The sequence below is a fragment of the Luteolibacter luteus genome (assembly GCF_012913485.1).
GTDB classification, from domain to species: Bacteria; Verrucomicrobiota; Verrucomicrobiia; order Verrucomicrobiales; family Akkermansiaceae; genus Haloferula; species Haloferula lutea.
In genome coordinates, this window is the sequence record NZ_CP051774.1 from 243,754 (window position 1) to 270,744 (window position 26,991).

Here is a 26,991-nt window from a genome sequence, read left to right on the forward strand (position 1 = left end):
ATCTTCCTTTTTCGAAACCCACGATGAGATCCTCCCGCATCTACCCCCTTTTGCTCGCCGCCCTGATCGTGGCGGGCGGCTCCGCAGGCTACTTGCTTGGCAAGCCCAAGGACGGGAGCAAGATCACGACCGCAAGCATTGCAGGCGATGCCACCCATGCGAGTGAACCGAAGGATGCAAGCGATGACGCGTCGTCGAAGAAAGCCGCGCTCTCTGTGATAGCGAAGCTGAAGGCAGATGACCCGACCGGTCGCGACACCGGCAAGCAGATCGCGGCATGGGAGAAGATCCGCGGCTTCACGGTGGAGGAATGTCTCGCGGCCCTGGATGCAGATGGCGAGAAGGCAACGCCGACGACCCAGAATGAGGCGGCCTTCATGCTCTACTTTCGTCTCGCCGAGCTTGATCCCCATCTCGCCTTGAAGCGGGCAGGCGGCCTTGCCTCGCCCTTGGACGGGCACTTCATGCGACCTATCTTCGCTGCATGGTTCAGGAAGGATCCTGAGGCGGCCTACAGCGAAGCCTCGAAGCTTCCTGACTCATTGCGGGAGAACCTCCGCATCACGGAGATGATGTATTCCACCCTGCTCTCCATGCCGCCGGATGAAATGATGAAGCGAGCGGAGGGAAAGGATCCGGAGGTTCGACAAAATCTCATCGCCGCCATGGCAGAGCTTTCCGCAAGGGATCCAGCGCAGCGGGATGCCTTCTTGAAGAGGCTGGAAGGCTATGGGGGAGACGAGCGCTATTACGGCATGAGAACGCTTCTCCGCACCTGGGCTGCCAAAGACCCCGCGGCCGTGTTGGAGAACTGGGATAGCTACCAATTCCAGGATCGCCCCGGGCAGGGCACCACTCGCGATGAGATCATTGGACGCTGGGCGTTCAAGAATGCTCCGGAAGCACTGGGCTGGATGGATACCCACCCCGACAAGGTGCAGTTTTCCCAGCAAGTCGATGCCTTCCGCCGCTGGACGGACCGGGACCGCGCTGCCGCCGACCAATGGCTGGAAGGACGTGCCGAACCACAAGCCATCGCCGCGGAGATGGTGAAGCAAAAGCATGCCAACCTTCTCCGCTCAGGCCACATGTATGGGGAGCAATATAAGGAGAAGCACTTCGATCAAGCCCGCGGTTATTATCGCGTCTGGTCAAAGGCGGATCCCGACGGCGCCGCCCAATGGCTCTCCGGCATCGATGCCGCCTCCGCAGCCTCCATCAAGGGAAATGCCGATGAAAGCCGCTGACGTTCCTCTCCGCCATCGCGCGATTCTTGCCACTACGGCCACGCTGCTATCCGGCGCGATCGGCTACGGCATCTCCCGTCATTCATCGGCAGGGAGCACGCTCCGTCCTGCCAATACCGGCTCGCCGGGCGCGGAAGATGCGATGAGTGACAAGGCGATCCCCTCGCCCGCAGGAGACAAGAATCCAACGGAACGCCGGGCCCACTTGTCGAGGCTTCGATCCAAGCTCCTTCTGGAGATCCGTAGTTCGCCGAATATCTACGTCGATTACGAGCTCAAGCGGGAGCTGCATCGTCAACTCGCCGTACTCAGTGCCGAGGAATTGGCGGAGCTCTTCAACACTCCGATGGAGGGAAGGAGCCAGGAAGTCCGCGAACTACAGAACTGGATCCTCAATGCCTGGGTCTTGAAAGATCCCGCTGCCGCCTTGCAAGCCAGCGGCGAGGGCTGTGTTCACGTCTTCAATCACTGGGGATTCGCGGATCACGAGGCGGCGCTAACCTGGCTGCGAGATGCCAAATTGACCGGGCCTCTGGAAGGGAAGCGGTTGAACATGCGCCTCAATTTCCTCGTATGGTTGGCGAGAATCGATTTCGAGCGGGCGAAGCAGGAATGGCCCTACATGGACGAGGCGGAGCGCAAGTTCACTCTCGGTGCATGGACTGACTCGTCCGAAGACTTTCTCGGGCATCGGGAGGCCCTGCTCGATTTCATCGGCGAGCAGATGAACGTCTCGGATGGAAAGAGCATCGACCGCGAAGTTCTGGCGCGGCTTGCGGCGGTGGACGTGGAGGCCGCGCGACGGAAAGTGGAGGGCATCGAGAACTCACCGGCGGAGCGCGCCGAACTGGAGGTGGCCATCCTGAAGGGCGTGGTCCGGCGGGATACGAAGACGGCCCTCGCCAACTGGCTTGAGCATCACCCCAAGGATCAGGCGGTTCCCGAGAGTTTCACCGAGGTATTGGGGCATGGCTTTCTCTATAAGGAGGAGGAGACGACGCAGTGGTTGGATTCTCTACCGCCCGGCTCGATGCGTGATCTCATGCATGAGAAAGGCAGCCGGCTCGTTGCTTCACGCGGGAAGTTCGATAAGGCTGCCGCCTATATCGATGACATCGCCGATCCGCGGAGGAAGGAGAACGCCACCGCGGTTCTCAAGACTCTGTGGATGGAGGCTGATCCGGCGAAGGCGACGGAGTGGTTGAACAAGAACGGATCGGCTGAAGGAAAGTGAGCCCGCGTGGGACGGTGTTCCTTCAGATCCGACAAATCATCTCTCCTCCGGCATTTTCCTTACATGAAACCGCGCTGGCTGCTGCTCTCGCTTCCCTTGGCGGCAACTTTGTTCCTGCTGCTCCGGCCCAAGCCCGCGGAAACCGGCGCTAGTCCTGCGGAATCTAACAGGGACACGAAGCATTCATCCCTTTCCTCCGAGGCAGGACCCGCGGCCACGGCACGCCATGCGAGGGACGCCGGGGATCCATCGGACATGGAAGAGCGAAAGGCCCGCGTGAAGGAGCTGCTGCGCAAGAAGCTTGAGAGCAATCTGCCGGAGGAGGAGCAGCTGGATGAATGCCGCAAGGTGATCGCACAGCTCGGACGGATTGCCGACTTCAAGGAGGTGCTTGCCATTCTCGAAGAATTAACCGCTTACAACCGCCCCTACCGGGACATCCTGCTTTTCGCCGTTTTCGAGACGTCCCGGCAGAGCGTCTCCGAATTGGTCGGGATCGCGAAAGGCATGCCCGACGAAGACAAGGTCACTGGCATTGTCGGCATCTCGGAAAAGATGCGGCTCGAAGAGCTGTCCTATGCCGAGCTGGGTAAAATCCACGAGCTGGCAAATGACCCACGCGGTGCCCAGGCTTTCGCGGTGGTGCTCGATCTCCATTCCAAGATCCCTCCCGATGCCGCAGCAAAGAAGAAGTTCCTGGGCGAACTCGCCGACATCGCGCGATCTCTTCCCGAAGACCGCAGTGCTGGCTTTCTGGTGGCCTTGGCAGAGGCCGTCCGGCACGACACGCCGGCAGCCGCTTGGGGAATGCTCTCAGGCGCGGAGGATCCGGCACTAAGCCCGGAGGAAGCGAGCGCGAAGACCCTGTCCCTCATGCTGGAAAGGGATCCTAGTGCCGCCATGTCCAGCCTTCTCCGGGGCCGCCCCACATCGACCGATGAGCTGGAGTCGTCCCTCACCTACTGGGTCGCGAGAGATCCCGCGGCTGCGGCCGAATGGTATCGCGTGAGTTCCGAAATGTTGATCGGAGCACAAGCCGAACGGCTCGCGAAGATCATGCAGGGAGTCGCTGAGGCGAAGGCAGAGGGAAAATGATGCGCTTATCAGCGCGAGTCCTCTAGCGAATCCCCCACGCCTTCTCGACCATGTCGCGCCACGAGGCGCGGGCTTTGGTTTCCACCGGAGAGCTTCCCTCGCGTGCCCACCGTTGGTCTGCCTGATCGAGCAGCTCCCGGCGTTCCACCAGCGGCAGGGTGGACCATGATTCATCGATGGATTCGAGGCCTCGGGTTTCCCACAGCACGTTCTCCAGATAAAAGCCACGCCGATCCATCAGGTCGGCGGATTTCAGTATGTCCGGGGAGAGTTTTCCCGAAGTGCCGGAGGAGAGGTTCTTCCACGTGCGATCGATCATTTCCTCAGGCATGCCTTCCACCATCTGGAGCACCCGCGCACGGGTGGCATCATCCATCGGCACCTTGGCGAGGGTCCCCAGCGTTTCCCCTGCTTCGGTCTGCTGGTATTCGACCTGCAGATACTCCGGATGCGCGACCAGCCACTCCGCCGCGGCCTCCGGATCACGCTTGGCCCAAGTGGGCAGCATGTCCTCTGTCATCGTGTAGGGCTGTGGACCGCCAGAGGCCATGTGATCGAGCACCTTCCGGAAATCGAAATCCGGCGCGTAGTCCACAAACATCAGCTCATTCGCTTCCTTCTGCGGGATACTGGCGAATACCTTCAGCAGTTGGTCCGCGGATATCCCCGCGGCGGCCTTGCTGCACTCCGAGATCACGCCGAAGCCCCAGATCTTGTGATCGAATTCCGAACGATGCTTCTGCCATTCCTCCAGTGCCTTCCACGGATCCTGCTCGGCGAGCTTCATCAGGAGCATCTCTCCCACGTGGTCACGCGCTTTTCCCGCTTCCATGCCCCGCGCACGTTCCCAAGCCCCCCAACCGAGCCGGTCGATCAACTCGTCCTGCACGAGTCCCCATGCCTCGATCCGCACATTCGGCATGCTCGCCAGCCAGCGCCATAGTGCCTCGGTATCACTCGCAGCAATGCTGCGCTTCAGAATGAGCTTTCGATCCGCTTCATCCTTTGCCGCGGAAATATCCGCCGGAGTCCATGAGCCCCCCGAAGCTTTTCCGCGCGAGCCGGACTTCGCAACGACTCCCGGTGCTGCCGCGGCTGGTTCCCCACGGTGCCCGAGAGAGTATCCGGCGGCGAGGCACGCGACGCATGCCCCGAGATAAAGAAGCGGATGAACCGTGATCTTTCCAGCCACGCCCTATCCTCTCCTAGGAATGCAGATGGAAGTCAATCCGCGCTCCGCTTCATCTACTACTCCGGCCGTGGCAGGCGCTCGAGCACGCGGGCCCGCGCTTCCTCATCCGGGATGCTCTCCGCCCATGCACGCGCCGATACCGGATCACCGGGCATGAGGTAGTTCACGTAGACATTCACGGATGCTCCGTAGCCAGGGCTGTTGACATTCCCCTTCAGCCATGTGGTGGCGGCATCCAGATCACGCTCGCACCAGCGGTCCATCGCCTGCTCCATGGCGATCCTGCTGCCGATGCGTCCGGCCCAGTCCATTGCAGCCTGCGGGTCCTGATCGGCCAGGCTGCGCGCGGTGTTTTTCACGACATCGCTCCGGTCCATCCAATCGGACTTCATGTTCTCCTCGATCCATGCGGCGGTCTTGGCGGGCTCATCCTTGCTCTTCACGGCAGCGACCGCTTCCACCGCGGTGACGAGCCCATCCGGATTCGCATCCTTGTCCAGTGAAGCGAACCAAGCATCCACTCCCTCCTGTCCGCCGCGACGTCCGATCGCTTCCACCACGATCTGGTACTGAGCTGACGAAAAATCATCCCGCGCCAGCATCCATCTGCCCGCGCCCTCCGGATCCGTCGAGCTCCAGCCGCGGACGAAGGCATCGCCAAGCTTGTTGCCGAGGTGGAGCGATTGGTGATTCTGCTCGATGAACTTCAGCGCCGCCGTGTGATCCTGCCCGGCCCATGCTGTGATGGAGCGGAACTCCGCCTCCGCCGGTGCCGCCTTGTCCCAGAGGTTCCAGTCCTGCTTGAGGATGAAATCAAGGGCACCCGCAGGATCCTTTTCACCCCACTGGGTCCAGAGCATCGTCCACTCCTCCGGGCTGCTGCTGCCCTTCAGGTCGTTCTCGCGGATCAGCTCAACCATCTCATGATAATGCTCCGCTCCGCCTTTTTCCAAAAGCGCACGAAAGCGATCCAGCCGGCGCTCCGATGAGGGATCCCGAAAGATGGCGCGCACCGACTCGGCGAAGTCCTTTGATTCACCCTCAACAGTGCTTCGCTTCGCTTGGCCGGCACCATTCGACTTCGCGCCGAATGAGCTTCCCCCGCTCTTCTCACCTGCGCTCTTCGAGGAGGCCGAGTCCGTTTGAGCGGTCGCCGTAGTTGCCGCGGCACCCGAGCTTCCCCGTGCGATCCATCCCACGCAAGCCCCCACAGCCAAACCCGCCGTCACCAACAAAATCGATCGGAGATGCGTCGCCATGTTTTGTCTGCGGTCATTCAAGAGGGTCCGCACCGGATCACAAGGCGATACCGGGACATCTGCTCGCCCAGCTTTCGTTATGCCTCGGGGCTTGCGCCGCATGACCGGAAGATGAATAAAGTCGGAAACACTCTCACGCTCTTCTCCTTCCATGCGTCCGTCCCCCATCTGGTTGCTCCCGCCGTTTCTGGCGGTGGCTGCCTATTTCGCGGGCCGGGCGAATTCAGCGGATCCATCCGGAAGCAACGCGGCCATGACCGCGGACGCACATCAGGACATGGCACGCGAGAAGCCGATCAAGGATTTCGCAGCGGAGTTAGAGCGCTTGAATCAGGAATGGCGGCTGGAGGACGAGATGCAGACCGTCAATCCTTCGACCACATTCACGAAGTTCAATGGAGAGCAGCTCCGCGCACGAATCGAGGCCCTGATGAAAAGCCGGGAGGCAGGGGAAGACTCGCGCGACTGGGACCAGATGAGGGCCGATGAAGAGAACCTCGATAAGGCGATCCACGATCTCGCGATTCAGGAAAAGAAAGAAGCGCTGGATTGGATCAATGAGCATTTCCCTGCTTACCGGAAAGCGCTGATGCAGGCTTGGGCGGCTGCCGATCCCGATGGAGCCCTGCAAGCGGTCATTGGCAGCAAGCGCAAGCCGCCCTGCTCTTACGACACGCTCTCCGAGTTGCTCCAAGATCTCGCGACACAAAGCCCTGCTGCTCTTCGTGAAGCCTGCGATCAGGTGCCATGGGAACTCTTTTCCAACACCGATGCCGATGAAGATCCTTTCGGAGGCTTATCAGGCATCTCTATACCCCACGGCACCGACCCTCGTCCATGGATCGAAACTGGAGTCGCGGAGGAATTGGCACGCAAGGGCGTATCGATCAACGGCCTTTTCTCCGAATGGGCACGGCTTGATCCGGCCGGTGCCTTGGCCCGCGTTGAAGATTGGCCCGATCCTAATTTTCCGGCTAGCACACGGCTGGGCGATCTGCTTTGGACAGGGATCGGAGACAAACAGCGCGCGGCGAAGATTTCCGAACTCTTGGAAAAACTGCCTGCTGAAAGCCTCGCCAAGATGGCAGTGATCGCCAGTGAGAACACGGTTCACGACGAGTTGGTGGAGGCCTACCCCATCCTGCGCATCAAAGATGCTGATGCTAGCAAAGAGAAGTGAAGCCTGCGGACACCATTCATTCGCTACCGAACCGATTAGCCGAGGTCTGCAAGCACTGCCTTGCCTGCTCCTGAATCACCGATCCACGATCCGATCCACCGCCCAGCGGAGATTTTCCACGGACCCTGCATCCTAAGTGAAAACCATCCCTCAGTTCCCCTCCTCATACTTCTGGGTAATCTGCGACCTGGCTTCTTCCGGCAACTTCAATTCTTCCATCGCCGATTGAAAGAACCCCGTGATTTTCTCCCTTTGGAGCGGAGGCACATTTACAGACTGGAAGCTGTAGCTGCGAGCTACCTCCAGCAGGGCGTTGGCTCGCGACCCTTCATCAGGAAGACACTTCAGCATCTCCAGCCCGCTATTCGACATCGGGAAAACACAGGTCGCCACGAGGGCCACTCGCTCCTCGTCATTTCTCAACAGCGGCAGCAACACCCTGGCACCTTCCGGCGTGAGCTGGCCTTGGCCACGCAGCCCCCGCACGGCCTGCATCCGCTTATCCTCGGGAATCTCATCAAGCTTCGGGATGATCCACTCCGCTGCTTTCCGATCCCCCTCCATCAGGGCTACCCCGGAGAATAGCACACCCATGTCATGAGGATTGTCCACTCCCTCAGCGGCGCTTTCCCTGATGCTGGCCCACGCGGCGTCCTTATCCTTCGCTGCCCAGTACTGCATCGCAGCATGCGAACGGTAATCACCTTTCATCCCTTTGGCAAAGAGCTTGAAATCAAAATCCTCCGGGAACCTTCCACCGGGAAACGAGGCCCCTCTCAAGCGCTCACCGTAGAGTTGCCGCAACTTTAGCAGGGCTTCCGCACCGCGGGAGGTTGCGCCTCTCACCGCCTCGTTCGCGATGGTGCTCACCATCCCTTTGCCGAACTCCTTCTCGTAACCGTCCAACCAAGGGAGCGCCATGCCCGGATCGTCAAACGCCGCCGCGGAGATCATATTGAAGAGGACGACGCGCCTGCCTTCTCCGAGAGCGAAGGCCCAGCGGATCCCGTCCTCACCTTCCCGTCGGTAGAGCTCCTTCGCCGCCATCTCGATGGCTCGATTCATCGCGATCCGATCGTCGCCAGCTTCCTTCAACTGCCCGGCGAACTCCGCCATCAGATCCCTCAGCTCCACATCCGACATGCGTTCCATTTCGCGTTGGAGCTCGGGGTCTCCGGAGTCCTGGCGCTGCCGCCACCGCAACAACGCCGCCAAATCATGCTTTCCCCGCACCTCCTTCGGTCCCGCGGCGCGGGAGCTCTCCGCCTCCATGCGTGCACCGGTCTGATGAGCTGCATCCGCCGATGCATCGTCCTGCACCACCTTCTTCCCGGCGAAGCTCCGCTGGCCACTCGCTCCCGCCAACAAGCCAGCCACGAGGGCCAGCATCCCGAGGACGCTCCCCTTCATGGTGCCAGGCCCTTCATGATGAATTCGATCTGCTCCGGCGTCGCCTGCCATTCTCCGAGCTTCCTGCGCAGGAACTCCCCGTGACTCTTCGCGTTAAGGTAAATCTTTCGTTCGATACCTTCTCCCTCCGCCGCGGAGAGAACTTGCTGGATGGCTGCGATCCGCTTCGAGGGTTCACTTACCTTTTCCAGCAGCGCCAGTGCATCAGGTACAGCTGGTCCGTTCAGAGCCGCCGCACCATAGCGCAGGAGAGTCTGTTCTTGGAGGGCGGGATCCTTCAGACCCTCGACAAGAAGGCCCGCGAATGAGGGGCTATACCGGAAAGCCGAATCCACCGATCCGAAGAACACTTCCTGCTGATCCGCATTCATCGCCTCGACCTTGCCCCCCAGCCACTGCATGTCGGCACGCAGATTACCACCCACTCTGTATGTCAGGTTAAACACACTTTCCAAGCCATGCTTCCGCTGCGTCCAAGCGTAAGCCGCTTCCCGATCCTGCGCGAACCACTGCCGGGCGAACTCTTCCCCGATTCCATTTTCCCAGATCAGATCGAGCTCGGGGGAATCCATCAGCGTTTGGAAATTGAAGTCCTCCGGAACCTTGAGTTCCTCTCCCAAATTGGCGAACTCCAGTCCGGCATCCTGGATCTTCCGGATCATCACCTTCACCGCCTCAGGCCCCTCCCCGGTGCTATGCTGGATTGCCTTGTTCAGGATCAGCGAGCCCGAGACACCCGGAAAGGAATCGCGATGCGAAGCCAGATAGTCAACGCCCTCTGCCGCCCGCTCCAGCGGCCATCGGGAAGCCATGCCCTGCAGCAGCTTGCGCTTCATCGTGCCCGTCTCCAGTGCCTCCATCCATGCCAAGGCAGCATCCAGATCTCGCTTCATCCACACGCCCAAAAGCGATGCCGGAAGCTCTGACGCGGGGCCGTCGGACAAAAGGCAACCGGGGTGCTTCAGGCTGGCCTCCAGCGCCGCGCGGATCTCTGCGGTGGTCCAATCCGCCACGACTTCCTCATATGCATTGAAGCCCGGCGAACTCACCTGCTCTGCCCGTTCCTTCGCGGAGCGGAGGACATCTTCACGCGTCCACTTCTGCTTCGGCACCGCTTTCTCAATTACTGCGACCGGCTTCGCTTTCTCAGGGACTGCCGTCTCCGGGGTCACCTTCACGAAGGAGCTGAGTCCCCATCCCGCAGCCGCTGCGATGACAAAGATCAGGCCGGACTTAAGCATGGGACGCGGTGGTGAATGTTCGTCAGGCCCCGGCGCTCGCCGTCCGCACTACTGCGCCAGAACACCGGTGACCGCGCCGGACAGTGCCTTGATGAGTTCCCGCTGATATTCGGGGCTCCGGATGTTCTTCAGGTCATCCGAGTTCGAGAGGTAGCCGAGTTCCAGCAGCAGCGCGCCTTTGTTCCCCAGAAATGCTCTTCCCAAGTGGCCATTGCTGACCACGGGTTTCGCGCTAAGCTCGGCGCTGAAGGCTTTTCCGATTTGCTCCGCCAACTCGTTCTCCTTCGGGCTGAGATCGGCCAGTTCGGCCCGGGGGCAGCGGTAGATGCGGATGCCATGGTCGGAGCTGTTCTTGCTGGAGGAAAGATGGATGCCGAGCACGACGTCCGCCTTCGCTTGATGAACGAGTGCTTCGCGGTCCTTAAGCGGCAGAAATTGGTCCTCGGTGCGGGTGAGGATGACGATGTGGCCCTGTGCCTTCAGCTCGGTTTCCAGTGCCTTCGCGAAAGATATTGCCCACTCGGATTCCTTCAGCTGCTCCGCGCTGCCACCCGGATCCTTTCCGCCGTGACCGGGATCGATGAGGATGGTGCCGGCGAAGGCAGGCGCGGCCAAGGCCAGCAGGGCGGCTGCAGCACGGGCGAGAAGTGGATTGAGCATGGTCTTCATCTCCGGGGGAAAGGGGGCTTGGATGAGCGAAGGGACGCAGAATATCATAACTGCATAGACAGGCGGTCCCTCTGCTTCAAGCATGGTCTCGATCTTTCTTCCACTGCGGGGGCCTCTCATGTCAGCCTGCCCCCGTCTCATGAAACCCGGACTGATCCTTGTCTCCCTGGCATTGCTTTCCTGCGATGGCGCGAAGGATTCCACGCCTGCGCCTGCCGACCCCGCGCAACGCGCTGCAAAGGCGGGTACTCCGACGACGCGCGCGCTGGAATCCAAGGCACGCACACGCGATGCAGTGGAGGCGGATACCGGTGCAATCGCGGTGCGCAAGATGGAGAAGGCGCTCAAGACCTCCGATCACGATGCCGCCTTGCAGGCCTTTCAGGAGTTGCTCGATGTGGGGCAAACGATGGCTGATGATGCAGCCCGCCATCCACAGACGCCCGACAAGCACTCGCGCATCCAGAAGAGCAGAGTGGATGAAGCAAGGATCGCGCTGCGCAATCACGGCGTGGACCAGAGTGCGATCGACCAAGCGTGGCTGAGATACAGCAAGGAACTCTCGAGGGTCTCCGCAATCCGGGAGCTTGAGGTGCTCGACTCGGGCCGTACGCGATAACCCAGAACCGACCTCTCTCATCCATGGGTCCCGGCTTTCTTCGATACCGCTCCTTCTGGCTAGGCGCGCCGATCTTCCTCTTTCTCGTCTGGAGCTGGGTGGACTCCGTGCGCTACGATACACGCGCAAACATCCCGAACGGGCCCACGATTACGCAACAAAGTAAGCTGCCGGCCCCCGTCTATTACGCGGCTCCCCAGATCTTCGACTCGCAGCCGGATCTGGTCGTCCCATCCTTCGACCTCTCCACCATGCCTGAGGATCGCCCGCCGCTGCCGCTGATGCCTTACAAATACACGCCGCCCAAGATCGTCGATCCGCAGTTGGAGACCCGGCCGATCTCTCTGCAGCCTACCATCTCCATCGGCAACAAGGAGGGCGCGCTATGGATCAGCAAGTGGAATGCGCCCCTCTTTCCAAAGGAGCCATGGCGGCGCAACAAGATCGCGGGAAGGGCATCGTGGCTCGCGCACTTCCAGTATCAAGGGGGTGATAGCGCGCCGACGCTGTGGCTGCCCCACTGGCTGATCCTCACCGCCTACACGCTGCCATGGGCCGCGCTGGTCTATTGGCGCCACCTCCGCCGCCGCGTCACGTTGTTGCCAGCAGGTACTCCTGCCTGAGCCTTTGCCCACGCCGCGCACGACGCCATGAGATGCCGAGCCACAGCGCGAGATAGCCGGCAATGATCAGCCACATCGGAATGGTAGCCACGCGGTAGTCGAAGCCCTTGGGATACCATGGGCGGAGTTCATCATGCATGGGCATGGGAAATACAGGGACTGGCGTACCATCCGCGCGGGTCTGCATGGAACCGAAGCGATTGAAGTTCCCGTACCATGGCAAGTGATTGGGCAGTGGCGCGGTATTGTCCGGGGTCCGGGTGACCGATCGAAAAGCCAGCCGTGACTCAGAGAGCTCGAAGACCAACCCGTGATGCAGAGTCCGCTGGTATGCCCAATGGGTGTGCGACTTCACCGAGTCCACCCACGCCCAGATGAGCATGAGCAAGGGAAAGATCCCGAGATAGAAAAAGGTCGTCGGACGGAGAGGCATCACCCGGATAAAAAACCACGGCGCGCGCCATTTGGCTATCGATCTTCAATTTCCTTCGGCACCGGGAGGAACTGCTTGGTCCAGGAGGCCTCGGAGGCATCGCAGAGGAAAACGAAAACCTTGGATTTCGGCACCCGTTCATTCCGCTCGTTGAAGTGCTCCGTGTCACGAGGTCCCATATCGTAGCGGTTCACCATCACCTGACCGAGCATGACCTCCTCCAAATTCAAGTCGGAGCGCCGTGCAGCGTCGACATGCTTCCCGCTTTCATCCAGGATGAGAACCCTCGGGAGAGAATAGCGCCATTCCTCCCGACCGCGCCAGCTTCCACCGGATTGCCACAAGCTCTCCCGATAGATTTTGATCAGGACTTGCCAGCTCCCGTCCTCCCCCATTCTCGCGGGTAGCACCTTCAATACGCCACCTTCGGGAAGACGTAAGGCAACGCCCTTATCCGCCGGACAGCTTGTCAGAATCCGCCACTTCCCCGGCTCGCCCACCCATGCCTCCCACTCGCTGGAAAGGAACTCCGACCTCGTCATCTGCCGGGACTGATGCGGCTTCCGCGGCGTCTCCTGCAGCTCGCTGTCAGACGTAACCTCAGCCTCTGGCACCTTGAGGGCGATTTCCCCCTCGCGCAGCGACTCATCCGACCTCCTCGCGTCGAAGCTCTCGTGCGGCGGCATCTGCTTCCGGATTTCTTCCCACACCGGTCGCTCACCCCACACGATCTTGCCGTCCTTCATCGATGCAAATAGCGGGAAGTAGCCCACCTTCTTCGGGTCGGGCGGACGCCCGTCCATGACATAGCCACCACGGATGAAGACGCGATTTTCGAGCGGATCATCTTGGCGCAGCTCCGGGATGAAGCTCGTGTGCTCGCCTTCCTTCAAGCCGGAGACCTCGAAGACATCGCCCGGCGGCAGCCAGCCGGTGGTGGTGCTTGGCAGCGGCTTCCGCGTCACGGTGACGTCCACGCTTCCCCTGGGCGTTCTCTGCTCCAGCTCCAGTGCTGGCTCCGGCACCGTGCCGTAGCCGCCGTATATCGCCAGCCATGGTATCAGAATGCCGGTGGCCGCGCCAAAGGCGAGTGACAATCCACGCCGCCGCGCGACGGCAGCAAGCCACCAGCAGAGCGGATAGAGCAGCGAGCAAGCGAGCACGATGGTGTGCAGCGGCAAGATACGGAAGCGCTGGCGGGTATCCTCCGGGTCGATCCCTTGCCGGATCCAATACATGAACAGCCAGGAGAATGCGGGCGTGGCAAAGATCGCGATCCACGAGAGGGACTTCCAATGCTGGCCCGAGATCGCATTGCTCGCCGCAAGCCCCAAGGCAGAGCATAGCGCCCAGACGGGCAGCGTGAACATCAGGATGCCCCAGATCATCGCGCGCCACCCGAAATTCATCAGCAGGCAATAGGTCAACACCAGCAGCGCGATGCCCGCGGGCACCAACAGATGGATCCACACCACGCGGAAGAATGCATAGCCATCCCCTAGCGGCAGGCCGCGATGAAAGGAGCGGTCATCAAAGGGCGGCGCACTGCGCACTGCACTCACGGTGAAGATGCCCAGCAGCACCGGCACCGCGCCGAGCGCGTAGAACATCCAGTGAACGGCGCGGTCGTCCGGCCACAGGAGACCGACGCCACAGAGCACGACCAGGGCGATGGCTAGAAAGCGGGCAAAGGGTGTGTAGGGCATGGTCTCAGGCGGTTCTGCTACGGTAGCTGCGGGCCAGGGCCACGAAGACCTCGCGCAAGGTCATGCGGTCCACTTCCTGGCGGCGGCAGCCGGGGAAAATCCGGGGGTAAAGATCGCGGCTACTAGATTCATCGTAGCCTGCATCGCTGAAGGTGATCGTGCGCCCGGTGGTCTTCGCATTCAGCCAGCAGGAGGGCAGCTCGTCCGGCAAGGCGGTCTCTCCATCGAACCACAGCTCGACATTGCGGAAGCGGCCCTGAAGGGAATCCACTTCCTCCTGCAAGTCCACACGCCCGTCATCGATGATCGCGACGCGATCGGCAAAGCGCTCCACCTCCTCGATGTCGTGGGAGGAGATCCAAACGGTCCATCCTTCCGCCTCCGTCATTTCCAGAAGTCCGGAGAGGAATTCATCCCGAACCAGCGGATCCAGTCCGGAGAAGGGCTCGTCCAGCACCACGAGCTGCGGGCGATAGGCCAGCGCGGCCAGCAGTGCGGCCTTCATCCGCTGCCCGCGAGACATTGCGCTCAGCCGTGTCTTGAGCGGCAGTTGGAAATCGCGGATCATCGTCTTCTCGAAATCGCGGTCCCAGCGGGATCCATACATCGGCCGCAGATAGTCCATGAGCTTCGGCACCGTGAGCCACTCCGGCAGGCGGCGGTTTTCGGAGACGTAGCCGATGCGCTGCCACTCGGGCTTCGCCAGCTTCCGCGCATCGCAGCCCATCACGCTCACATCCCCTTCATCGCGCTCCATGAAGTTCAGCGCGCACTTGATGGTGGTCGTCTTTCCCGCACCATTCGGGCCGAGGAAAGCGGTCACCTTTCCCTCGGGGATATCGAGGTTCACGCCGCGCAGCGCCTCATGGCTGCGGAAACGTTTCCGGAGATTGCGGATCGTGATCATGGCTGGGAATCATCGGGAGCTTCCAGGCTCCGGAGCAGGGTTTCGAAGTCGTCCACCTTCAAGTGCAGGGCTCGTGCTTCCTCCATGAAGCGCCGTGCAGCAGGCTCCAGCAGGGAAAGCCGCTGCCGGAGCTCCGGCAGATGCGGCGTCTGGATGACCATGCCGATCCCCGGCCGCGTGGCCAGGAAGCCGAGCTCGCGGAGCTGCTGGATCACCTTGTTCGCAGTGGTTGGGGAGATCTTCAGATGCTTCGCCAGCGCGCGGGTGGAGGGGAACAAATCCCCCTCCTTCAGCTCTCCGCTGGCGAGGGCATGGTGCGCCGCCCGGACGATCTGATCCGAGACCGGCTCGCCTTCCCGAAGACGTAGAACAAACGGCAACATGCAGGTGAGACAGGTGATACACCCCATCTGTATCACCATCAAGAGATTTCCGCAAACGCCCCAAAAATCCCTCTCCCGCGCAATCGGGAGCAGCCCCTTCTAGCATTCGTTTGCGCCTTTATCCCGAAGCTTGACCTACCCCACAACTTCGTGCCGAGTTTACCCTATCATGGGTATGATTCCATCCTCACGCGCTTTCGCTGGTCCAGCCCGACAGTGGATCGAGCGCCGCGCCCTTGAGTCACTCCGGAGAGGATAAGGCGCCTTTCTGATCACCCATGCCCAAAGGCCAAGCAAGCCCCCCACCCTATCCCAAGCGACCCAAACCCAATGAAGCTCGGACTTGACCGGAAATACACTGTGGCAGTGCTCAGCGTGCTATGCGTCGCGCTCGGGGTGGCTCTCTTCATGGAACGCCAGAAGCGTCCACAGCCGGGGGATCAACCGAGTGCCGAGGGCAGCAAACAGCCTGCGGCGGAATCAAGAGCACCGCGCCCTTCTCCGGAATCGCGGACGGCGCGACCGGACAAATCGAAGGACACAAAGATCGCTTCCGCGGAAGCCGCGGTCTCAGCTTTTTCCTTCAAGGGGGATTACAATGGGATGCTCGCCGAACTGGAGAAAATCCCACCGGATGAGCGATCCCTCGCACTCCTGACGATCGCATCGGATCTCTGCGGGATACGTGGAGATATCCGCGCGACGGAGAGGTGCCTCGCCTTGATCCTCGAATCGAACTTGCTGCCCGGAGAGCGCGACAATTGTGCCTCGAAGCTTCTGGGACAGTCCGCCCACCAGAGCCTGGCAGCATTTGAATCCGCCTACACGGCAATCCAGCAATTCGCCAAAGATGGCGTGATTCCCGATGTTTACCTCCGGTCCATTTTCAGCAGCAAACACATATCCCTGAGTGATGCGGTGGAGAGAATCCAATCCCTCGGGACCGCCGATGAAAAAGCGGCTGCTTCGATGGGGCTAGCCGGAAGGATGTCTACCGCCACCAATCTGGCCGAGGCCGGCTGGGATGAAAACACGTTGAAGAACATCAAGGACCCCGTCATCCAGGAAGGGCTCCTGACCGGGCTGAACTGGAGAATGGCCCAAGTCCCCCGGAAAGCGCGCGAGGAAGCATTGACCCGGCTGACGCTGGACGTCGCCGCCCAGATTCAGGCAGGCAACATGGACGCGAGCCGCTTCCCGGCCTTCTCGAACGGGCTAGAGCGCTTTGCCCCGGACAAGGCGTGGAGCAAGATGCTCGCGGATCAGGAGACGCGGGCAAAGCTGCCGGAGGGTGTTTTACTCGATCTGGCGAAACAGTCCGCGGCATCGTGGGCAGATCGCGAACCGGCGGAAGCCGGAAAGTGGGCCGCCACCCTGTCGGCCAAGGAACAGGAAGCCGCCGTTCCGGGCGTGGTATCCCGCTGGCTAAATACCGATGCCCCTGCAGCCACGGAGTGGGTGCAGACGCTTCCGGAAGGCCCGGTGCGCAATGCTGGGATCACCGAGATCATCCGCAAGGTGGAAGGCTCCGATCCGGAACTCGCCGCCCAATGGCGAGAACTGATGGCGAAGTAATCCTTGTCCTCCCCTACGCCACACGCTCGGCTAAGAGCGAAAGAGGTCGAGGAGCTTGGTCCGGAGGCCTGCATCTAGCATCGGCCCGTGCGCGGCCTCGGCGAGTTCCGCGAGCGACGAAGGACTGGGCATCGTAATCACTGATGATGTGATCGCGGGATGGGAGAGCGCAAACTTGAGGAAGAGCTGGTGCCAAGACTTGCACCCTAGCTCGGCAGCCCATCCAGGCAGCTCCATGGTATCCGCCTTCACGGCAATTTCCCCGCCTCCCAAAGGACGCGCCGCGATCACCGCGATGCCCTTGTCAGAGGCGACTCCGAGCAGCCTCTTGTCCGCCATGGACCTGCTGATCGAATAGTCGATGTGAATGAAATCAATGGGCACGGAGGCAGCCAACCGCGTCATCTCCTCAAAGTAACGATTGGAAGGAATCGAGTGCTCGAGTCCAATATATCGCACCAGCCCGTCCTTCTTCCATCCGCGCAGGGTATCGAGGTGCACTTTGGCGTCCACGAGATCTGCCACCAGCATCAGGTCCATCTTCTTCGTTCCGAGGCACTCCATTGTTTCCTTCATGGAAGTCACTCCCGCCTCCTTGCCCTGCGCCCTTACCATCCCGGCGAGGAAAACCTTGTCCTTCACCCCAAGCTTGCCGAGCGCATTGCCGATGACTTCATCCGCGCCTTCATGACGCGGGGAGACCATCACCATCTTTCCTCCCATCTCAACAAAGGGCTTCAAGACTTCTTCGACCTCGGCGGGCCGCTTCTCCGGAGTATTCGGAGCCGAAACCACCCCGAACACCGGAATCTTTTCACCCGTAAAAGGAATCGCACGAAGCGGGATCGAAAGAGGAGCCGCTTGGTCCGCGGCCCTAATCGGAGACACCGCTGCGCATGCGGTGAGAAGACGGAGGCTTTCCCGGCGATTCATAGCCCCTGAGGATGACAGGGTTGATCCACGGGTCGAGGAGAAAGCATTAACTTCCCTCTATCCCCCATCCAACGATGCTTGCCTAGGAGCTGAAGAGTTCGAGGAGTTTGGTCCGGAGCCCAGCATCCAGCATCGGACCCTGTGCAGCCTCCGCGATCTCCGCAAGCAGCGAAGGAGCTGCCATCGTCAGCACCGATGAAGTGACCGCCGGGTGAGAGATGGTAAACTTGAAGAAGAGCTGATTCCAAGTCTTGCACCCCAACTCTGTCGCCCATCCAGGCAGCTTCATGGCCTGAGACTTGATGGCGATGTTCCCGCCCCCCAAAGGGTTGTTCGCGATTACTGCGATGCCCCTGTCGGATGCGACTCCCAACAGCTTCTTGTCCGCTTGGGGCATGTTAGGCGAATAGCGGACCTGGATGAAATCAAGGGGTTCGGTAGCTGCCAGCCGTGTCGTCTCATCCAAGTATTGGGGAACAGGAAACGAGACTTCAAGTCCGAGGTAGCGTATCAGCCCGTCCTTCTTCCAACCACGGAGGGTATTGAGGTGCGCTTTCACATCAATGAGGTCTGATATCAACATCAGGTCCATCTTCTTTGTGCCGAGATTCACCATAGTCTCCTTCATGGAGGTCACTCCTGCCTCCTTGCCCTGTACCCGGATCATCCCGGCGAGGAAAACCTCATCCTTCACGCCAAGCCTGCCGAGTGCATTACCGATGGCTTCGTCCGCGCCTTCATGACGCGGGGAGACCATCACCATCTTTCCTCCCATCTCAACAAAGGGCTTCAAGAACTCCTCGACCTCGGCCGACCGCTTCTCCGGAGTATTGGCAGCCGAATCCACCCCGAGCACCGGGATCTTTTCACCCGAAGAGGGAATTGCCCGCAGCGGGATTGAAGTAGCAGCCGCTTGATCCGCGGCCATGACCGGAGAAACCGCCGCACATGCGGTGAGAAGACGGAGGCTTTCCCGGCGATTCATAGCTCCTTAGGATGACAGGGGCAGCTCATCGGTCGAGGACAAACCTTAACTCTCTACGTATCACCCTCCCACCCGCCGCTTCCAGCATCCAGCACATGCGGATCGGTGTTTTTCCTTCTTATAGACGGGTCCGGTGACCTCCTTGCGGGGCGGAATTCCAGATCTCGCCGAGCGGCTGCCCTCCTGAGGAGTTTCTATTGATGAACGTGATAGGCATCCGAATAAGCACCGGACCCATCCTTCGCTTTCGAAAACATGACACCCAGTCCGTTTCACCGCTCCCTCAACTTTTGATCCGGTATCCTGCTCATGGGATTCATCTGCTTGGCTTCCTTTTGCCAGCGGGAACAAACGAATTGGTAGGGCGTCAGGCCCGCAGTTCTACGGTTGCATGGGAAGTGGTCTCCTCTTCCGCCTCACTCCTCCTCATCGCTGAGCCACCCCAAAGAGACTTTCCATTTCCCGCTCGAGCAAATCCACCCGCTCGGAAGGAACTACCTCCCGAAGAGCATCAAGAAATGCCAGTGCCGGAATAATAAAAGGGCACCCGAACAATCACCGGGTGCCCTTTTTTTCTGCCACCTGTGACTCGGCACAGGATGAAGGTTTAATCAAATCTCGGTGACCACGAGACGAGCGAAATGCTTCGCCGATCCCACCGGGATCTCAGCTGAAATGGCCGTAGGGTCATTGATGAGATAGGTGGTGACCGGCGTCCAAGGATCCGGCTCCGCACCCAAGGTGGTTGATTCTTCAATCACATAAGAGACGTCGCCATTGGCTACGGCAACATCGCGCTTTGCGAAGCTGATCACGCCATTCGCAAGTGTACCGGGCGACGCGTCAGGAGCTGTCGGATTCAAGCCTGCAATGGCATACTCGATCAGATTGCTGAGGCCATCCTGATCCGGGTCCGCGGTCGGGAGCTTGTCCGCCTCGCTGAGACCGGGGAATTGCTCCATAAACGCCATGTAGCCCCCGCCCACCGATTTCGTGAGCTTGATCTCCTTGGTGGAGACATCGTGCTGGAGTGCGTATCCTGCAGGGATGTTTGCGCTGGAGATCACGCCGGTTAGGCTGCCGGTGTACTTGGCAATGACGTAAGTCTCTTCGCTGGGCGCGGAGAGGACATTGAACGTGAAGCTGTCGGACGCGAGTTCCAGGTCGCCAGTAACGTCTACCCGGTCCGCAGAAGCACCGTCGATATCCACATGGAGTTTACCACCCGAGGAGAAGGACAGATTCCCCGTGAGACCGAGCACGCCGACCGTGGTGCTTAGACCGCCAGTAAGCGTTCCTTTCGCACCAATGCGGAAGCCGCTACCCGAGGAAATGGAGCCAGTTCCGCCGAGGAGACCTGTGGCGTTGGTGTTGTCAACCCCGTCAGTGTTGCCATTACCAACACGTATCGGGCTCGTGCCACTGCTTTTGTCGAGCGTGCCGTTGACGATAAGCGTGCCACTGGATCCCTCGTTACGCCCCACAAAGAATTGCCCGTCGGCTATTGAAGTATCAGTGAGGCTAGCTCCCGCCCCGATGATGAGGCTGCCGGTGCCGGACTCGCCCACGCTGATGTCGGAGCCGATGTGCGATGCGGTGCCGCCACTGAGGTTATAAGTGCCGGTATGGTTGGCTGCAATGCCGACGACGAGAGCCCCGCCAACCTCGAGCGTTCCCCCGCTTTGATTCATGGTAGCGGTGCCGGTTCCTCCGCTTGTAGTGGAGTCTCCGCCTAGGTAGAGTCCGCCTCGGACCGTGAACGTGCCATTGCTGACCGTGACAAGACCGGTGCCGTTGTTCACGCCAGCCCGGATTCCGCTGACATTGGTGGTGCCGCTGTTGTGATTGAAAGTTCCGGTGCCGTCCGCACCCACGACGAGATTCGAGCCACTGGAGATCTGAAAGGAGCCGCCGTTCACATTCACGGTGCCGTTACCGGTGGTATTTTGACCGAGCCAATCCCAGTTTCCCGATGAGTTCTCGTAGACGCCGTCGGTTTGGACGTCCAACACACCGGTTCCACTGAAGCCGATGCGCAGGTCGCCAACATTCCCTCCGGCCTCGCGTCGGAACTGTCCGCCGGATGCGATGGTCAAGGTGCCGTTGCCGGTATCGTTTCGACCGACGTAGAGATCGGACCTGGCTTCGTTCGTGTTGGTGCGGGCAAATACAGCGGAGTTCTCTACCTTCATCGCGCCGGTGCCAGTAAAGCCGACGGTGAGCTCTCCGTCGGACATGTCCATCCGGGCTGCCGCACCATTCAGATGCAGCAGGCCTTTCGCACCACCTCCGGCCCCGACCTCAACATTGCCGCGGGCGTTAAATTGCCCGCCCTCATTCACCGTGAGGGAGCTTTCGAGTTCGGAAGTCGACTGCCCGATCCGGATGTGGGGATTGAGGACAATTGTGGTTCCGTCCCAAGTCTTTTGGTCGCCCTCGAGAACCCCGTCAGAGTTGATGGTGACGACACCTACGGTCCCTGTGCCAGGTGCAAGATTCATGGTGAACGCCCCGCCGTTGGGGGACAGATCCACCCGGTCCCGAAGGTTGAGCACGGCGCTCCCGGCATCCCCAACGTTGTCGCCAACCTTGATGGTGCCGTTGCCATTGTCTTCAACGCCTACCTGGAGGTTGGTGCCGCCCCCGGTTGAATCCGTGACATGAAAACGCCCATCGTTGATGTTCAGGGTACCCGCACCCTTATGCCCGATGCGAACCCACCATCCGCCTTCCGCCTGGCTGAGGACACCGCCATTGATGTTTACGGAGTTGCCATTCCCCACTCCAAAATCGTTCGATCCATCCAAGCCTGCAAACGGGGCTCCATTTGTGTAGATGACTGTGTGGCCGGAGAGAATAGCGGCAGTATCTGCCACCCCGGTTTGAGGGACGACTCCGCCGGACCAGGTTGTAGCCTCATTCCAATTTCCTGAATTGGCGGAATCGATGGTGGCCGCTGAGACTGTGCCCAGCGGGATTAGAATCAAAGCAAGGGAAGAGTGGCAGGGTAACAACCAATTAATCGGTTTCATGGGCTTTGTGAGGATCATGGGTTGACTTAGTTGGAGGCGCCCTGCCGGTGCGTCAATGGGAAACAGGGTCATGGCTCTTCTCCCGTATCAAACTTGTTAATCCATCGTATCTCCCTTAGTTCTCGCTAAACATCTCTCGGAGGCTCAAGCCCACACCTCGATTGGCCCGCATCTCATTAATGGGAAAGTCAATTCGCCCCACTCGCTTCGATGCCGCCCAGATCCGTTTGAGCCAGCCGAATGAGATGGCGAGGCGGGGCAGCAACAGAAGGGCTCCGTCCCGGTCCTGGACGTCGGCGGGTGTGACTTTCAACACGAGGATGAACCCGCAGGTGTCTCAGCGCCGGCCAGATACGACTCAGGCGCAGCAGAGACGCGTTATCCTCGCCAGACCACGAGGAGGCTCGCTCGTGTTTTTCTCTCCATGATCTTGGTTAACGGATGCTCCCGAGCATAATCGCAGTTCAAAGAAGGAGACGGACCAGAGCTAATTTCGCCGGTGCTAAATGCAGCCGGTAGCAAAATTAAAGGCAGTCCGGGGGCAGCAGCAGCCCTACTCAACAAAAAATCCCGGAACTTTTCTGCTTCGGGACTCGTTGATCAACAAGATGGTGCGCGCGAGAGGACTCGAACCTCCACGGGGTTGCCCCCACTAGAACCTGAATCTAGCGCGTCTACCAATTCCGCCACGCGCGCATCTGTTTTTTGCCCCGCCGGATCGGCGGGCCGCGAAAGCACCATGGCCCGCGGATTTTTGCAATACCGATTCTTCGGAAATCTTCGGAAAAAATCCGGGACCCCGGCAACGCTTTCACCGTTGCCAATCCCGGCCCTGCCAATCCAGCCTTGTCCCCATCATGCGGAACCCCGCGCCTATCATCCTGAGCCTCATTCTGGCCGCTGCGGCGGCCGCCCTCATCATCCGTAGCCCGAAGGCGCCTCCCCCGCCCGCGGCTCCGCCAGCGGAAGTCGCGGCGGAAACGGCATCCAAGGAGGAGGCTGCCAAGACGGGGGCAGCGGGCGAAAGCTCCAAGCCGCCGTCCGGCGACTCCGGAGTGGTCTTCGTGAAGACCGATGCCTCGGTGGCGGAAGCCCCGGCCAAGACATGGCCGCAGGAGCAGAGCGACATCCCGGCCGATCCGAAGGCGGTCTTTGGCAAGCTGCCGAATGGCATGCGCTATCTGATCTACCCGAACGCCGAGCCGCCGGGCCGGGTGTCCCTGCGCATGCACATCGCCGCGGGCTCGCTGATGGAGGCGGATGACCAGCGCGGACTGGCTCACTTCTTGGAGCACATGGTCTTCAATGGCTCGAAGAACTTCACGCCGGACGAGCTGATCCCGCGCATGCAGCGCTTGGGCATCGCCTTCGGCGCACACGTCAATGCCTACACGTCCTTTGACGAGACCGTCTACATGCTGGACCTCCCGGACCTCTCGAAGGAGACGATGGATCTGGGATTCACGGTGATGCGGGACTTCGGTGATGGCGCGAAACTGGACATCGAGGAGATCGACAAGGAACGCGGCGTGATTCTCTCCGAGAAGACCAGCCGTGACTCCGTGGGCTACCGCCTGATGGAGCAGCAGTTCGAGGAGCTGCTCCCGAGCTCCCTGGTGACGAAGCGTTTCCCGATCGGCATCGAGGACGTGATTTCGAAGGCCCCGCGCGAGCGTTTCGTGGATTTCTACACCCGCTACTACACGCCGGAGCGCATGACCTTCGTGGTCGTCGGCGATATCAAGCCGGAGGAGATCGAGGCCAAGATCAAGGAAAGCTTCTCCAGCCTGATGAACCCGCAGGAGCCGGGGAAAAATCCCGCGCTGGGTGAGATCCCGAACGTGGAGGGCATCAAGCCTGCCGTCTTCTCCGACAAGGAGGTGCCCGCCACCGAGCTCTCGCTCGTGTCCGTGCGTCCCTTCAGCCCGGTGGCGGATACCCGCACGCGCCGTCTTTCCCTGCTGCCGCTGGGCATCGCCCACGCCGCGATCGGCCGCCGCTTCGAGCGGATCGCGAAGCAGGATGGTTCCGCGATCGCGAAAGGCAGCGCCAGCCGCGATGAGCTTTTCAATTACGCCGAGCTCGGCTCCTTCGATGTAACGGTGACCGATGACCGCTGGCAGGAGGCGCTGCCGATCCTGGAGAAGGAATACCGCCGTGCGCTGGAATTCGGCTTCACGGATGCGGAGATCGCGGAAGCGAAAGCGAATATCCTGAATAGCTACCAGCAGGCAGTGAAGACCGCGCCAAGCCGCAAGTCCGAAGGCCTCGCCACCGGCATCGCGCGCTCGATCAATGATGGCAGTGTTTTCTCCACCCCGGAGACGAATCTGGAAATCATCGAGAAGGGCCTCGACACCATCACCCCGGAGACCTGCCACGCCGCATTCCGCGAATTCTGGGCGGACCGCGGCCTGCACTTGGTGCTGACGACAAAGGTGGAGCCGGAGAATGCCCGCGGCGTCCTGCAGTCGATCTACGAGGAATCTCGTAGCGAGAAGGTGGAGGCACCGGAGCAAAAGGGTGCGGCGGCCTTCGGTTATACCGAATTCGGCGCGGCCGGGACGGTGAAGTCGCAGAAAAACGTCGAGGATCTCGGCCTGACGCAGGCGGTGCTCTCGAATGGCGTGCGCCTGAATTTCAAGCAGACGGACTTTGAAAAGGGCAGCATCCGCCTGCTCGCACGCATCGGCTCCGGCAAGCTGACCCAGCCGAAGGACACGCCCGGCCTGGATCTCTTCGCCAGCAGCGTCTTTGACGCCGGCGGACTCGGGAAACACTCCGTCGATGACCTCCAGCAGATCCTGGCGGGCAAGAATGTGGGCACCGGCTTCGCCATCTCCGACGATGTGTTCACGCTTTCCGGCCGCACCACGCCGGAGGATCTCGAGCTGCAGCTCCAGTTGATGTGCGCGCAGCTGACCGACCCGGGCTACCGCGATGAGGCGATGGCCCAGTTCAAGAAGGCGGTGCCGATGATTTTCCAACAGCTGAAGCACTCACCCGCGGGCGCTCAGGCCGGCATGGATGCCTGGCTGCACGGTGGCGATAGCCGCTTCGGCGTGCCGGATGAGGCGAAGCTTTCCTCCTACACGCTGGAAGATGCGAAGAAGTGGCTCACTCCCGCCCTGACGAAGGATTACCTAGAGCTGAGCATCGTCGGGGATTTCGACGAGAGCACGCTGCTGCCGCTCGTCCTGAAGACCTTCGGTGCCCTCCCCGCCCGTGCCGAGGAGAAGCCCGCACTGGCCGCCGCGCGCAAGGTGACAGTGCCGAAGTCTCCGGCTGAGAAAACCTTCACCTATGAGAGCAAGATCCCGCAGGGCACCGCGATGGTGATCTGGAAGACCGATGGCCTGCGTGGCAACACCAAGCTCTTCCGCCGCCTCAACCTGCTCGGCGAAATCTTGACCGACCGCCTGCGCAAGGAGATCCGCGAGAAGCTGGGCGCCGCCTATAGCCCGAATGCCGGCGCCAATGGCTCGGAAGGCCTCGAAGGCTTCGGCTTCCTCGCCGCCGAGTGCGTCGGCAAGGCGGAAGACACCAAGCGACTCGCAGACATCGCCGCGGAACTCGGCGCCACGCTCGCGAAGGATGGTACCGATGACGACGAACTGGAGCGCGCGCGCAAGCCGCTGCAGGCTCAGCTCGAGAAGTCGAAGCGCGACAACACCTACTGGCTTGGCACCGTGATGGCCCAGTCCCAGGAGGACAAGGAGCGCCTCGATCTGATCCGCGGTCGCGATGCCGACTACGCCAGCATCACCACCAAGGATCTGGATGAAGTCGCAAAGAAGTATCTCACCGAGAAGAGCGTCCTGAAGGTGCTTATTCACCCCGACCCCGCCGCGAAGGAAGGCGAGTAGAGAAAAGGATCACCGACCCCGGCCTATCGCGGCTAAGGCGTCAGCCAAGGCACTTCAAAGGGACAAGCGGAAACGCTTGTCCCTCATTTTTTCTACCCAAACCTCCAAAATCATCCATCAATTCCGCTCATGCCTGAGGCAGGAACATCGGGAGTCGTTTCGATCAACTTAAAGATCCCCCGCCCCGGCTGGCATGCCAGGTGCATAAAGGGAAGGCGAACAACTCCGTTCCATGAGCCGAATCACCGAGACGTTCCGCCCAGCCCTTTTCACCCTGCTTGCCCTCTCTGCCAGCCAGCCATCGCAGGCGGCAGACCAGCCCTGGGCTGGCAGCGGCAGCCCTGATTTCTTTGCTACGGAGGATGCCGTACTTGCGAGGCACTGGTTCGCCCTTTCCGACCAAGCCTTCGATGGAGGACTGAGGGACGAAAATTCCGGCACCCTGAGCTTGAGAGGCGAGGACCCCTACCCCTGCTACACCACGGTGGATGCCGGCACCCTTCTTCCCAATGGCTCGCTGAATCGGGCAGCACTGCCTGCACCCCTTGGATTCTCCGGAACTCTCGGCGAGTTCACTTGCCTGGGCCTTTCCCTTTCACCTCTTACCCGGCTGAAGATCGAGATCGATAGCGCCAGCGGCAGCACCGATCGCATCGATGCCCGCGGCCAGGTCGATCTGGGCAGTGCGGAGTTGCTGGTACAGGACGTCGCCGCCACCCGCTTGCCTCCGGGCACCAAGCTCACGCTGCTCACCTACGAGGGCGAGCTCAGCGGCAGCTTCGCGAATGCCCCGAATGGAGCCGAACTCAACGTCGGCGCGAATCGCTTCGTGGTAAACTACATGGACGACAACGCCGTAACCCTCACCATCCCTTCCCACGCGGGCCCGGGCTATCAGGAATGGGCAGCCTCGAAGGGACTCACGGGCAATCACGCGGCACCGAATGCGGATCCCGATGACGACGGTCGCACGAACCTGATGGAGTATGCCTTGGATGGTGAACCCTTGCTTGGCATGGACGACGGGAAGGTGCTCACCGCCACCACGGCGATCCCGGATCAGGGAGAAGGACTTGTCGTCACCCTTCCGGTCCGCAGCGGCACCGTCTTCGCAGGCAGCGGCTCCAAGGTTTCTCATGAAATCGATGGCATGGTCTATGTGATCGATGCCGCCGAAGAGCTCGTGGATCTCCCTGCGATGAAACTCACCGAGGTGCAGGGCGTTTCCACCAACGGCTTGCCGATGCTTTCCACCGGCTGGGAATATCGCAGCTTCCGCGTCGAGGGAGCATCGGAGATTGCCGCAGAGTCCCTGCGCGTGAAGGTTGAGCCGGCGGTCTCCTTCGCGGGATGAGGCGGCTGGGCGAGGTTGCCACGGGCCCTCGGTGTGCGATCATCGCCT

General features: G+C 60.8%; 21 protein-coding genes and 1 tRNA gene. 9 read left to right on the forward strand and 13 right to left on the reverse strand.

Annotated elements, in window-relative coordinates; genetic code table 11:
- The first annotated feature begins 23 nt into the window (after nt 1-23).
- The 3 genes from HHL09_RS00880 to HHL09_RS00890 all read left to right on the forward strand — a co-directional run bounded on the left by HHL09_RS00880 (nt 24) and on the right by HHL09_RS00890 (nt 3,576).
- A complete protein-coding gene (locus tag HHL09_RS00880) occupies nt 24-1,247 on the forward strand; it encodes a hypothetical protein (RefSeq protein ID WP_169452618.1) in 1,224 nt (407 codons plus the stop codon).
- Nucleotides 1,234-2,481 carry a hypothetical protein gene (locus HHL09_RS00885; protein WP_169452619.1) on the forward strand — a complete coding sequence of 416 codons (1,248 nt, stop codon included), beginning with the start codon at nt 1,234-1,236 and terminating at the stop codon, nt 2,479-2,481. Before HHL09_RS00880 ends, HHL09_RS00885 begins: the two co-directional genes overlap by 14 nt.
- Before the next feature lie 63 nt (nt 2,482-2,544).
- Entirely contained in the window at nt 2,545-3,576 is a 1,032-nt protein-coding gene (locus HHL09_RS00890) for a hypothetical protein (protein WP_169452620.1), read from the forward strand.
- Nucleotides 3,577-3,598: 22 nt separating this feature from the next.
- Here HHL09_RS00890 and HHL09_RS00895 read toward each other — a convergent pair whose 3' ends face one another.
- Nucleotides 3,599-4,768 carry a hypothetical protein gene (locus HHL09_RS00895; RefSeq protein WP_169452621.1) on the reverse strand — a complete coding sequence of 390 codons (1,170 nt, stop codon included), beginning with the start codon at nt 4,766-4,768 and terminating at the stop codon, nt 3,599-3,601.
- Between the two features lie 56 nt (nt 4,769-4,824).
- Nucleotides 4,825-6,027 carry a hypothetical protein gene (locus tag HHL09_RS00900; RefSeq protein ID WP_169452622.1) on the reverse strand — a complete coding sequence of 401 codons (1,203 nt, stop codon included), beginning with the start codon at nt 6,025-6,027 and terminating at the stop codon, nt 4,825-4,827.
- 151 nt (nt 6,028-6,178) lie between these two features.
- On the opposite strand from HHL09_RS00900, the gene HHL09_RS00905 reads away from it, so the two are divergent.
- A complete protein-coding gene (locus tag HHL09_RS00905; RefSeq protein WP_169452623.1) occupies nt 6,179-7,207 on the forward strand; it encodes a hypothetical protein in 1,029 nt (342 codons plus the stop codon).
- 150 nt (nt 7,208-7,357) lie between these two features.
- Here the strand turns inward: HHL09_RS00905 and HHL09_RS00910 are convergent, their stop codons facing one another.
- Genes HHL09_RS00910 through HHL09_RS00920 form a run of 3 tightly spaced genes read right to left on the reverse strand, consistent with a single transcriptional unit; the run spans nt 7,358 to nt 10,527 of the window.
- The gene (locus HHL09_RS00910) at nt 7,358-8,617 is read right to left on the reverse strand and encodes a hypothetical protein (protein ID WP_169452624.1); all 1,260 of its coding nucleotides are present in this window, start codon (nt 8,615-8,617) and stop codon (nt 7,358-7,360) included.
- Nucleotides 8,614-9,858, reverse strand: coding sequence for a hypothetical protein (locus tag HHL09_RS00915; RefSeq protein ID WP_169452625.1), 1,245 nt, complete (start codon nt 9,856-9,858; stop codon nt 8,614-8,616). The genes HHL09_RS00910 and HHL09_RS00915 overlap by 4 nt, the downstream gene beginning before the upstream one ends.
- Nucleotides 9,859-9,906: 48 nt before the next feature.
- On the reverse strand, nt 9,907-10,527 hold the full coding sequence (locus tag HHL09_RS00920) for an N-acetylmuramoyl-L-alanine amidase family protein (protein ID WP_169452626.1): 621 nt from the start codon (nt 10,525-10,527) through the stop codon (nt 9,907-9,909).
- A 139-nt stretch (nt 10,528-10,666) separates the two neighbouring features.
- Here HHL09_RS00920 and HHL09_RS00925 point away from each other — a divergent pair, with 139 nt between their 5' ends.
- Entirely contained in the window at nt 10,667-11,146 is a 480-nt protein-coding gene (locus HHL09_RS00925; RefSeq protein ID WP_169452627.1) for a hypothetical protein, read from the forward strand.
- A gap of 23 nt (nt 11,147-11,169) precedes the next feature.
- Entirely contained in the window at nt 11,170-11,769 is a 600-nt protein-coding gene (locus HHL09_RS00930; protein WP_169452628.1) for a hypothetical protein, read from the forward strand.
- Here HHL09_RS00930 and HHL09_RS00935 read toward each other — a convergent pair.
- The 4 genes from HHL09_RS00935 to HHL09_RS00950 are packed head-to-tail and all read right to left on the reverse strand — an operon-like array spanning nt 11,738 to nt 15,198.
- Nucleotides 11,738-12,202 carry a hypothetical protein gene (locus HHL09_RS00935; protein ID WP_169452629.1) on the reverse strand — a complete coding sequence of 155 codons (465 nt, stop codon included), beginning with the start codon at nt 12,200-12,202 and terminating at the stop codon, nt 11,738-11,740. The two genes, HHL09_RS00930 and HHL09_RS00935, sit on opposite strands and share 32 nt — an antisense overlap.
- Nucleotides 12,203-12,237: 35 nt before the next feature.
- The gene (locus HHL09_RS00940; RefSeq protein ID WP_169452630.1) at nt 12,238-13,908 is read right to left on the reverse strand and encodes an MFS transporter; all 1,671 of its coding nucleotides are present in this window, start codon (nt 13,906-13,908) and stop codon (nt 12,238-12,240) included.
- Between the two features lie 4 nt (nt 13,909-13,912).
- Nucleotides 13,913-14,815 (reverse strand): ABC transporter ATP-binding protein, encoded by a 903-nt coding sequence (locus HHL09_RS00945; RefSeq protein ID WP_169452631.1) that lies wholly within the window; start codon nt 14,813-14,815, stop codon nt 13,913-13,915.
- Complete coding sequence (locus tag HHL09_RS00950) at nt 14,812-15,198, reverse strand: GntR family transcriptional regulator (protein WP_169452632.1); 387 nt, start codon at nt 15,196-15,198, stop codon at nt 14,812-14,814. The genes HHL09_RS00945 and HHL09_RS00950 overlap by 4 nt, the downstream gene beginning before the upstream one ends.
- A gap of 330 nt (nt 15,199-15,528) precedes the next feature.
- Here HHL09_RS00950 and HHL09_RS00955 point away from each other — a divergent pair, with 330 nt between their 5' ends.
- Nucleotides 15,529-16,773 carry a hypothetical protein gene (locus HHL09_RS00955; RefSeq protein WP_169452633.1) on the forward strand — a complete coding sequence of 415 codons (1,245 nt, stop codon included), beginning with the start codon at nt 15,529-15,531 and terminating at the stop codon, nt 16,771-16,773.
- 30 nt (nt 16,774-16,803) lie between these two features.
- Here the strand turns inward: HHL09_RS00955 and HHL09_RS00960 are convergent, their stop codons facing one another.
- The 4 genes from HHL09_RS00960 to HHL09_RS00975 form a co-directional block, all read right to left on the reverse strand.
- The gene (locus tag HHL09_RS00960) at nt 16,804-17,706 is read right to left on the reverse strand and encodes an aldo/keto reductase (RefSeq protein WP_169452634.1); all 903 of its coding nucleotides are present in this window, start codon (nt 17,704-17,706) and stop codon (nt 16,804-16,806) included.
- An 82-nt stretch (nt 17,707-17,788) separates the two neighbouring features.
- On the reverse strand, nt 17,789-18,634 hold the full coding sequence (locus HHL09_RS00965; protein ID WP_169452635.1) for an aldo/keto reductase: 846 nt from the start codon (nt 18,632-18,634) through the stop codon (nt 17,789-17,791).
- Between the two features lie 668 nt (nt 18,635-19,302).
- Complete coding sequence (locus tag HHL09_RS00970) at nt 19,303-21,723, reverse strand: beta strand repeat-containing protein (RefSeq protein ID WP_169452636.1); 2,421 nt, start codon at nt 21,721-21,723, stop codon at nt 19,303-19,305.
- A 609-nt stretch (nt 21,724-22,332) separates the two neighbouring features.
- Nucleotides 22,333-22,419, reverse strand: a tRNA-Leu gene (locus HHL09_RS00975).
- Nucleotides 22,420-22,580: 161 nt separating this feature from the next.
- Between HHL09_RS00975 and HHL09_RS00980 the strand changes: the two genes are divergently transcribed.
- Nucleotides 22,581-25,589, forward strand: a complete 3,009-nt coding sequence (locus HHL09_RS00980) for a M16 family metallopeptidase (protein WP_169452637.1) — start codon at nt 22,581-22,583, stop codon at nt 25,587-25,589.
- A gap of 232 nt (nt 25,590-25,821) precedes the next feature.
- Nucleotides 25,822-26,943: a hypothetical protein gene (locus tag HHL09_RS00985; RefSeq protein WP_169452638.1), complete on the forward strand. Its 1,122-nt coding sequence runs from the start codon at nt 25,822-25,824 to the stop codon at nt 26,941-26,943.
- Nucleotides 26,944-26,991: the final 48 nt, after the last annotated feature.